Below are 9,161 nucleotides of genomic sequence, written 5' to 3'. Positions count from 1 at the left end.
AAAAATTGGAGACAGTAGCCCAGTATGAAGGCCATCTCTTGGATAGTGCGGATAGCCTACTCGAAATTACTGAATTTTCTCTTGAGATGGAACGCCAAATGGAGAAGCTTTACGTTTATGCTCATATATAAAAATGACCAGGACACACGTGAAGCCAAGTATCAAGAGTACTATGCCAAGGCAATGACTCTTTACAGCCAGCTGGATCAAGCCTTTTCATTCTATGAGCCTGAATTTATGGAAATTGGTGAAAAGCAGTATGCTGACTTTTTAGAGGCTCAACCAAAATTGCAGGTTTATCAACACTATTTTGACAAGCTTTTGCAAGGCAAGGATCACGTTCTCTCACAACGTGAAGAAGAATTATTGGCTGGAGCTGGAGAAATCTTTGGTTCGGCGAGTGAAACCTTCGCTATCTTGGACAATGCGGATATTGTGTTCCCTTATGTCCTCGACGATGATGGTAAGGAAGTTCAGCTATCTCATGGGACTTACACACGTCTGATGGAGTCTAAAAATCGTGAGGTGCGCCGTGGTGCCTATCAAGCCCTTTATGCGACTTACGAACAATTCCAACAAACCTATGCCAAAACCTTGCAGACAAATGTTAAGGTGCAAAACTACCGTGCCAAGGTTCGTAACTACCAGAGTGCTCGTCATGCAGCCCTAGCAGCAAATTTTGTTCCAGAGAGTGTTTATGACAATCTAGTAGCAGCAGTTCGCAAGCACTTGCCACTCTTACATCGTTACCTTGAGCTTCGTTCAAAAATCTTGGGAATTTCAGACCTCAAGATGTACGATGTCTACACACCGCTTTCATCTGTTGAATACAGTTTCACCTACCAAGAAGCCTTGAAAAAGGCAGAAGAGGCCTTGGCAGTCTTGGGTGAGGATTACTTGAGCCGTGTTAAACGTGCCTTCAGCGAGCGTTGGATTGATGTTTACGAAAATCAAGGCAAGCGTTCAGGTGCCTATTCTGGTGGTTCTTACGATACCAATGCCTTTATGCTCCTTAACTGGCAGGACAATCTAGACAATCTCTTTACCCTTGTCCATGAAACAGGTCACAGTATGCACTCAAGCTATACTCGTGAAACGCAGCCTTATGTTTACGGAGATTATTCTATCTTCTTGGCTGAGATTGCTTCAACTACCAATGAAAATATCTTGACGGAGAAATTATTGGAAGAAGTGGAAGACGACGCAACGCGCTTTGCTATTCTCAATAACTTCCTAGACGGTTTCCGTGGAACAGTTTTCCGCCAAACTCAATTTGCTGAGTTTGAACACGCGATTCACCAAGCTGATCAAAATGGTGAAGTATTGACAAGCGATTTCTTAAATAAACTCTACGCAGACTTGAACCAAGAGTATTATGGTTTGAGTAAGGAAGACAATCCTGAAATCCAATACGAGTGGGCACGCATTCCACACTTCTACTATAACTACTATGTATACCAATATTCAACAGGTTTTGCAGCAGCTTCAGCCCTGGCTGAAAAGATTGTCCATGGTAGTCAAGAAGACCGTGACCGCTATATCGACTACCTCAAGGCAGGTAAATCTGACTATCCACTTAATGTCATGAGAAAAGCTGGTGTTGATATGGAGAAGGAAGATTATCTCAACGATGCCTTTGCAGTCTTTGAACGTCGTTTGAATGAGTTTGAAGTCCTTGTTGAAAAATTGGGATTGGCATAAGATGGTTGAATCGTATAGTAAGAATGCCAACCATAACATGCGTCGTCCTGTTGTCAAAGAAGAAATTGTGGACTTGATGCGCCAGCGTCAAAAGCAAGTCACAGGTTCCCTGAAAGAATTGGAAGATTTTGCTCGCAAGGAAAATATTCCTATTATTCCCCATGAAACGGTAGCTTATTTCCGTTTTCTCATGGAAACCATACAACCTAAAAACATTCTGGAAATAGGGACGGCTATCGGTTTTTCAGCCCTCTTGATGGCGGAACATGCGCCAAAGGCCAAGATTACAACCATTGACCGCAATCCAGAGATGATTGGATTTGCCAAGAAAAATTTCGCCCAGTTTGACAGTCGCAAGCAAATTACGCTCCTAGAAGGAGATGCGGTAGATGTCTTATCTACCTTGACAGAGTCCTATGATTTCGTCTTTATGGATTCAGCCAAGTCTAAATACATCGTCTTTCTGCCAGAAATCCTCAAACATTTGGAAGTCGGTGGTGTGGTTGTTTTGGATGATATTTTCCAAGGTGGTGATGTTGCTAAGGATATTATGGAAGTCCGTCGTGGTCAGCGAACTATTTACAGAGGACTTCAAAGACTATTTGATGCAACCTTAGACAATCCAGGACTCACCGCAACATTAGTACCTCTGGGGGACGGTATTCTCATGCTTCGTAAAAATGTAGCAGATGTTCAATTGCCTGACAGCGAATGATTTTCAGAAAAATTTAAGAAAATATAGTAAAATAGATAGGGTAACACTTATCTCAAAGGAGTAGACATGAAGAAAAAATTATTGGCAGGTGCCATTACACTATTATCAGTAGCAACTTTAGCAGCTTGTTCGAAAGGTTCAGAAGGAGCAGATCTTATCAGCATGAAAGGGGATGTCATCACAGAACATCAATTTTATGAGCAAGTGAAAAGCAATCCTTCAGCTCAACAAGTGTTGTTGAACTTGACTATCCAAAAAGTATTTGAGAAACAATACGGTTCAGAAGTAGATGACAAAGAAGTCAACGACACTATTGCCGAAGAAGAGAAACAATATGGTGAAAACTACCAACGTGTCTTGTCACAAGCAGGAATGACTCTTGAAACACGTAAAGCTCAAATTCGTACAAGTAAATTGGTTGAGTTGGCAGTTAAGAAAGCAGCAGAAGCTGAATTGACAGATGATGCTTACAAGAAGGCCTTTGACGAATACACTCCTGATGTGACTGCTCAAATTATCCGTTTGGACAATGAAGACAAAGCTAAAGAAATTCTTGAAAAAGCAAAAGCTAGTGATGCAGACTTTGCTCAATTAGCTAAAGATAATTCAACAGATGAGAAAACTAAAGCGAATGGTGGAGAAATCACTTTTGATTCTGCTTCAACAGAAGTACCAGAACAAGTTAAAAAAGCTGCTTTTGCTTTAGATGTAAACGGTGTTTCTGATGTGATTAGCGTTACTGGAACACAAGCCTACAGCAGTCAATATTACATTGTTAAACTGATTAAGAAAACAGAAAAATCATCTAATATTGACGATTACAAAGAAAAATTAAAAACTGTTATCTTAACTCAAAAACAAAACGACGCATCATTTGTTCAAAGTATTATCGGAAAAGAATTGCAAGCAGCCAATATCAAGGTTAAAGATCAAGCCTTCCAAAATATCTTCACTCAATACATCGGTGGTGGAGATTCAAGCTCAAGCAGTTCTTCAAAAGAATAAAACAGAAAAGAGCCAAGTGCTCTTTTTCTTATGAGAAAATCTTCTATCTTAAGGGTAAGAGTTTTTTTCTTTCGGAAAAAATGGTATAATAGCAATCAAAACTAGAAAATAAACGGAATTTGGGAATAATTTCTTTTGTTCTCATTAGATTGGTGATACTATGAAGATTAGTAAGAGGCACCTGTTAAACTATTCTATTCTAGTTCCTTACTTACTTTTATCTATTTTGGGTTTGATTGTAGTCTATTCTACAACCAGTGCCATTCTTATCGAAGAAGGTAAAAGTGCCCTCCAATTGGTTCGAAGTCAGGGAATGTTTTGGATATTTAGTTTAATATTGATTGCCTTGATATATAAGCTGAAACTGAATTTTTTAAGAAAAGAACGACTTTTATTTATTGTTATGTTTGTTGAGCTGATTCTCTTAGCTCTGGCTCGCTTAATTGGTACGCCAGTCAATGGAGCCTATGGTTGGATTTCAGTAGGACCTTTGACCATTCAGCCAGCGGAGTATTTGAAGATTATCATCGTCTGGTACTTGGCCCAACGTTTTTCAAAACAACAGGATGAAATTGGTATTTACGATTTTCAAGTTTTAACTCAAAATCAATGGATTCCTCGAGCTTTTAATGATTGGCGTTTTGTCCTCTTGGTAATGATAGGAAGTTTGGCTATTTTCCCAGATTTGGGGAATGCTACAATCCTAGCGCTGGTCGCCTTGATTATGTATACAGTTAGTGGGATTGCTCATCGTTGGTTTATAGTCTTTATCGGTGTATTGTTTGGAGTTTCAGCCCTATCCTTATCAGCTATTTCTATGATTGGGGTTGATAAGTTTTCAAAAGTTCCAGTATTTGGTTACGTTGCTAAGCGTTTCAGTGCCTACTTTAATCCCTTTGCTGATTTGGCAGGAGCAGGCCACCAACTTGCAAATTCCTACTTTGCCATGGTAAATGGTGGTTGGTTTGGTCTAGGATTAGGAAATTCAATCGAAAAACGTGGTTATTTACCAGAGGCTCATACAGACTTTGTATTTTCAATTGTCATTGAAGAGTTTGGATTTGTGGGAGCCAGCTTGATTTTAGCCCTTGTCTTTTTCCTGATTTTGCGGATTATCCTAGTCGGTATTCGTGCTAAGAATCCCTTTAATTCCATGATGGCGATTGGGGTTGGGGGGATGATGCTGGTACAGGTATTTGTTAATATTGGCGGAATTTCGGGCATTATTCCTTCGACAGGAGTAACCTTCCCCTTCCTATCACAAGGGGGGAACAGTCTCCTAGTCTTGTCTGTAGCCATCGCCTTTGTCTTAAATATTGATGCAAGTGAAAAACGTGCCCAATTATATGAGGAGTTAGAAGCTCACTCATCAAACTATATGTAGAGTTGATAGTGGAAAGGATGACCTATGTCTCTTCAAAAATTAGAAAACTATAGTAATAAAGCTGTCGTGCAAGAAGAAGTATTGATTTTAACAGAATTGTTAGAAGATATCACTAAAAATATGCTTGCCCCAGAGACTTTTGCAAAAATCATGGAGTTGAAAGAATTATCAACTCAAGAAGATTATCAGGGCTTGAACCAACTGGTTACTAGTCTGTCAAATGATGAAATGGCTTATATTTCACGCTATTTCTCTATCTTGCCTCTCTTGATTAATATTTCAGAAGATGTGGATTTGGCCTATGAAATCAACCACCAAAATAATATCGATCAAGATTATCTTGGGAAATTATCGGCAACGATCAAAATGGTTGCAGAAAAAGAAAATGCGGTTGAAATTCTAGAACACTTGAATGTTGTCCCTGTTTTGACTGCCCATCCAACACAAGTACAACGTAAGAGTATGCTGGATTTGACCAATCATATCCATACCCTTTTGCGTAAGTATCGTGATGTGAAATTAGGATTGATTAATAAGGAAAAATGGCATAATGATCTCCGTCGTTACATTGAGATTATCATGCAGACAGACATGATTCGTGAAAAGAAATTGAAAGTAACCAATGAAATCACGAATGTTATGGAATACTACAATAGTTCATTCCTGAAGGCAGTTCCTCATTTGACTGCTGAGTACAAGCGTCTGGCTAAAAAACATGGCTTGGAGTTAAAACATCCTAAACCAATTACCATGGGAATGTGGATTGGTGGAGACCGTGATGGGAATCCCTTTGTTACAGCAGATACCTTGAAACAATCTGCTATGACTCAGTGTGAAGTCATCATGAACTACTATGATGAAAAGATTTACCAACTTTATCGTGAATTCTCTCTCTCAACCAGTATTGTCAATGTGAGCAAGCAAGTCAGAGAAATGGCTCGTCAATCCAAGGATAACTCGATTTATCGTGAAAAAGAGCTTTACCGTCGTGCCTTGTTTGATATTCAATCAAAAATCCAAGCAACAAAAACCTATCTGATTGAGGATAAGGAAGTTGGGGCTCGCTATGAAACAGCTAATGATTTTTATAAGGATTTAATTACTATTCGTGATTCCCTTTTAGAAAATAAGGGCGAAGCACTGATTTCTGGTGATTTTGTTGAGTTAATTCAGGCAGTTGAAATTTTTGGTTTCTATTTGGCATCTATTGACATGCGTCAAGATTCTAGTGTTCATGAAGCCTGTGTAGCTGAACTCTTGAAATCAGCTGGTATTCATTCGCATTATAGTGAACTAGGTGAAGAAGAAAAATGCCAGCTTCTCTTGAAAGAATTGGAAGAAGATCCGCGTATTCTTTCTGCCACTCATGTTGAAAAATCAGAATTACTTGAAAAAGAATTAGCAATCTTTAAGGCAGCTCGTAAGTTGAAAGATAAGTTGGGAGATGATGTCATTCGTCAGACCATCATTTCACATGCAACCAGCGTATCAGACATGCTGGAATTGGCTATCTTGCTAAAAGAAGTAGGGTTAGTTGATAAAGAAAGAGCCCGTGTCCAAATCGTTCCTCTCTTTGAAACAATCGAGGACTTGGACCACTCAGAAGAAACTATGAGAGAATACCTTTCTCTTCCTCTTGCTAAGAAATGGATTGCTTCGCGTAATAACTACCAAGAAATCATGCTTGGTTATTCTGACAGTAATAAAGATGGTGGCTATTTATCATCATGTTGGACCCTCTACAAGGCTCAACAACAATTGACTGCTATTGGAGATGAATTTGGCGTTAAGGTTACCTTCTTCCACGGCCGTGGTGGTACTGTCGGTCGTGGTGGTGGACCAACCTATGAGGCCATCACCTCTCAACCGCTCAAGTCTATTAAGGATCGTATCCGCTTGACGGAGCAGGGTGAAGTAATTGGAAATAAATACGGTAATAAAGACGCAGCCTACTATAACCTTGAAATGCTAGTATCTGCAGCCATTAACCGTATGATTACTCAGAAGAAGAGCGATACAAATACTTCAAATCGTTATGAAGCTATTATGGACCAAGTGGTGGACCGTAGTTACGATATCTACCGTGATTTGGTCTTTGGCAATGACCATTTCTATGATTATTTCTTCGAGTCAAGTCCAATCAAGGCTATTTCAAGCTTTAACATTGGTTCTCGTCCAGCCGCTCGTAAGACTATTACTGAAATCGGTGGTTTGCGAGCTATTCCTTGGGTATTCTCATGGTCGCAAAGTCGCGTCATGTTCCCTGGCTGGTATGGGGTTGGTTCAAGCTTCAAGGAATTTATCGATAAAAATCCAGAGAATATCGCTATCTTACGAGACATGTACCAAAACTGGCCTTTCTTCCAATCGCTTCTTTCAAATGTCGACATGGTCTTGTCAAAATCAAATATGAACATTGCTTTTGAATATGCCAAACTGTGTGAGGATGAAGAAGTCAAAGCAATCTATGAGACTATTCTAAATGAATGGCAAGTTACCAAGGAAGTCATCTTAGCTATTGAAGGTTACGATGAACTCTTGGCTGAAAATCCATATCTAAAAGCAAGTTTGGATTACCGTATGCCTTACTTTAATATCCTCAACTATATCCAGTTGGAGTTGATTAAACGTCAACGCCGAGGAGAATTATCAAGCGATCAAGAAAAATTAATCCATACAACCATCAACGGAATTGCGACAGGATTGCGTAATTCAGGCTGATACCTTTCAAACTTCCTCTTTTCAATAGGGGAAGTTTTTGAATAGTTCAAAAAAATGCTAAAAGAGTCTTGACAAGTAGTTGAAAAATGATATAATTTAACCATTCAGAAAAGTAATCATATAAACTTTTTAGAGAGTCTGTGGTAGCTGAAAACAGATAAGTGATGATGATGAAAATTGGGCTGAATGTTATTTAGAATTTGAAATCATAAAAATTCGGTGAGCACACCTTACAGTGCATCTCGTTATTGCGAGACAGAGCGATAGGGAAATTCCCTATAATTGAGGTGGTACCGCGCATCGACGTCCTCACACAAGTTTTTTGTGTGAGGACTTTTTTGATGGAGGTTAGTATGGAAAGAAAACGATGGCGTCGCTTGTTTATACTCAATGAAAATCAAAGTACAAACTAGGAAGCTAGCCGCAGGCTGCTCAAAACACTGTTTTGAGGTTGCAGATAGAACTGACGAAATCAGTAACATCTATACGGCAAGGTGAAGCTGACGTGGTTTGAAGAGATTTTCGAAGAGTATTAGATAAGTGAAGTATTTTAAAGGAATTAAAAAGGAGAAATAGAATGAAAAATAAACGTTTAATTGGAATTATCGCTGCATTAGCAGTCTTAGTAGCAGGAAGCTTGATTTACTCTTCAATGAATAAACCAGAAGCTAAGAACGAAAAGAAAGTTGCCAAAGTTGGTGTCCTTCAGTTTGTGAGCCATCCATCTCTTGACTTGATTTATAAAGGGATTCAAGATGGACTGGCAGAAGAAGGCTATAAAGATGATCAGTTGAAAATTGACTTTATGAACTCAGAAGGTGACCAAAGTAAGGTTGCAACAATGAGTAAACAATTGGTTGCAAATGGCAATGACTTGGTTGTTGGTATTGCAACACCAGCTGCTCAAGGTTTGGCTAGTGCAACAAAAGATCTACCTGTTATCATGGCTGCTATTACAGACCCAATCGGTGCCAACTTGGTTAAAGATTTGAAAAAACCAGGTGGCAACATTACAGGGGTTTCTGACCACAACCCAGCTCAACAACAAGTTGAACTCATCAAGGCTTTGACACCAAATGTGAAAACAATCGGTGCTCTTTACTCAAGCAGTGAAGATAATTCAAAAACACAGGTCGAAGAATTTAAAGCTTATGCTGAAAAAGCAGGTTTGACAGTGGAAACATTTGCGGTTCCTTCAACAAATGAAATTGCTTCAACAGTTAACGTTATGACTAGCAAGGTTGATGCTATCTGGGTTCCAATTGATAACACTATTGCTTCAGCCTTCTCAACTGTTGTATCAAGCAACCAATCAGCTAAAAAACCAATCTACCCAAGTGCTACTGCCATGGTAGAAGCTGGTGGTTTGGCATCAGTTGTAGTTGACCAACATGACCTTGGTGTGGCAACAGGTAAAATGATTGCGCAAGTCTTGAAAGGTGCAAAACCAGCTGAAACTCCAGTCAATGTCTTTTCAACTGGTAAATCAGTTATCAATAAAAAATTGGCACAAGAACTAGGTATTACGATTCCTGAATCTGTTCTAAAAGAAGCAGGACAAGTGATTGAATAATCTGTAATGGAGGAGTTGGGGACATCTCCTCCAATTTTTTACAATAGAAATTATATAGAAAA

Annotated in this window: 5 protein-coding genes, 1 pseudogene and 1 other annotated feature; all 6 genes and pseudogenes read left to right on the top strand. The window is 39.2% G+C overall.

Annotated features, from left to right (window positions below; genetic code table 11):
- Positions 1-1,701, top strand: a pseudogene (gene pepF / locus QM409_RS07425) (oligoendopeptidase F); the annotation flags it as partial.
- 1 nt (position 1,702) lies between these two features.
- Complete coding sequence (locus QM409_RS07420) at positions 1,703-2,416, top strand: O-methyltransferase (protein ID WP_004239376.1); 714 nt, start codon at positions 1,703-1,705, stop codon at positions 2,414-2,416.
- Positions 2,417-2,482: 66 nt separating this feature from the next.
- Entirely contained in the window at positions 2,483-3,421 is a 939-nt protein-coding gene (gene prsA, locus QM409_RS07415; protein ID WP_000727943.1) for a peptidylprolyl isomerase PrsA, read from the top strand.
- Positions 3,422-3,581: 160 nt separating this feature from the next.
- Positions 3,582-4,805 carry a cell division peptidoglycan polymerase FtsW gene (ftsW, locus tag QM409_RS07410; protein ID WP_033684998.1) on the top strand — a complete coding sequence of 408 codons (1,224 nt, stop codon included), beginning with the start codon at positions 3,582-3,584 and terminating at the stop codon, positions 4,803-4,805.
- Between the two features lie 24 nt (positions 4,806-4,829).
- Entirely contained in the window at positions 4,830-7,526 is a 2,697-nt protein-coding gene (ppc, locus tag QM409_RS07405) for a phosphoenolpyruvate carboxylase (protein WP_084927603.1), read from the top strand.
- A 96-nt stretch (positions 7,527-7,622) separates the two neighbouring features.
- Positions 7,623-7,840 (top strand) — a binding site (T-box leader).
- A 263-nt stretch (positions 7,841-8,103) separates the two neighbouring features.
- Positions 8,104-9,099, top strand: a complete 996-nt coding sequence (gene trpX, locus QM409_RS07400; RefSeq protein WP_049491792.1) for a tryptophan ABC transporter substrate-binding protein — start codon at positions 8,104-8,106, stop codon at positions 9,097-9,099.
- Positions 9,100-9,161 lie beyond the last annotated feature (62 nt).

It is taken from the genome of Streptococcus mitis (assembly GCF_047465045.1).
Lineage (GTDB): Bacteria > Bacillota > Bacilli > Lactobacillales > Streptococcaceae > Streptococcus > Streptococcus mitis_DT.
This window is presented reverse-complemented; position numbering and strand designations above follow the sequence as displayed.